Below are 1,141 nucleotides of genomic sequence, written 5' to 3' on the forward strand. Positions count from 1 at the left end.
GTATTCCGCGCGCAGGTAGCGGGAGCTGACGCCTTTGAGGCTGTTGACGAGCTTGGACAGGGCGATCTTCGGCGGGTAGTGCACGAGCAGGTGGACGTGATCGCCTTCGCCGTTGAACTCCCGCAGTTCCGCGCCGAAGCTCTCGCACACGTCGCGCATGATCGCCTCGCAGCGCGTCAGCATCTCGCCGTTGAAGATCTCCCGCCGGTACTTCGTGACGAACACCAAGGGTGCGTGGAGGTTGAAAATGACATGTTTTCCTCGTCGGAGATCGGGATCTGGTTCCCAGCGCGGTGACATACGCCAAGTGTAGTAGGATCAAGCGAACTCGACCGGAGGGGTGGGCTGAGTTGATCCGTGCGTACAAGTTCCTCCTGCGACCCACCGCCCGCCAGGCCCAGGCCCAGACACTCGCCGAGATGCTGCGCAATCACTGCTCCCTCTACAACGCGGCGTTGCAGGAACGCCGCGACGCCTGGCGGCATCCGTCGAAGACCACCGTCAAGTACGGGATGCAGTCCGCGCAGCTCAAGGAGATCCGGGCGTTCGACCCTGAACGTCAGGGCCGCTGGTCGTTCAGCTCGCAACAGGCCACCCTGCGCCGCCTGGACAAGGCGTTCACCGCGTTCTTCCGCCGGGTCAAGTCCGGTAACACGCCCGGCTATCCGCGCTTTCGCGGGGTGAACTGGTTCGACACGGTGGACTTCCCCAAGGACGGCGACGGCTGCCGGTGGGACTCCACCCCGCGCGACCCGACCACCCGCGTCCGCCTCCAGGGCGTCGGGCATGTGAAGGTCAACCAGCACCGGCCGGTGCTCGGCAAGGTCAAGACCGTCTCGGTCAAGCGTGAGGGCCGTCGGTGGTTCGTCGTACTGGCCGCCGAACAGGAACAGCCAAAGCCGCTGCCCGCGACCGGCAGCGTGGTCGGGATCGATCTGGGCATCGCGAACTTCCTCGCCGACTCGGGCGGCGATTTCGTCCCCAATCCGCGCCACGGGCGTAAGGCCGCCGCGAAACTCCAAGCCGCGCAGCAGGCCCTGTCCCGGTTCCCGCACCGCAAGGCCAAGGACCGTACCGCCAACCACCAGCGCGCTGTGGAGAAAGTCGCCGAACTGCACGGCAAGGTGCGTCGCCAGCGCCT

At 66.0% G+C, this 1,141-nt stretch carries 2 protein-coding genes; one reads left to right on the forward strand and one right to left on the reverse strand.

The annotated features are described in order from the left end of the window. Positions 1 to 300: IS200/IS605 family transposase (tnpA, locus tag ACFYO2_RS49670; protein WP_388364154.1), on the reverse strand; the 300-nt coding region annotated here is incomplete at its 3' end. A 50-nt stretch (positions 301 to 350) separates the two neighbouring features. Between tnpA and ACFYO2_RS49675 the strand changes: the two genes are divergently transcribed. Next, positions 351 to 1,141, forward strand: a 791-nt coding sequence (locus tag ACFYO2_RS49675) for an RNA-guided endonuclease InsQ/TnpB family protein (protein WP_388364156.1), incomplete at its 3' end; no start/stop codon positions are given.

The organism is Streptomyces sp. NPDC006602, assembly GCF_042870385.1.
Taxonomy (GTDB): domain Bacteria; phylum Actinomycetota; class Actinomycetes; order Streptomycetales; family Streptomycetaceae; genus Streptomyces.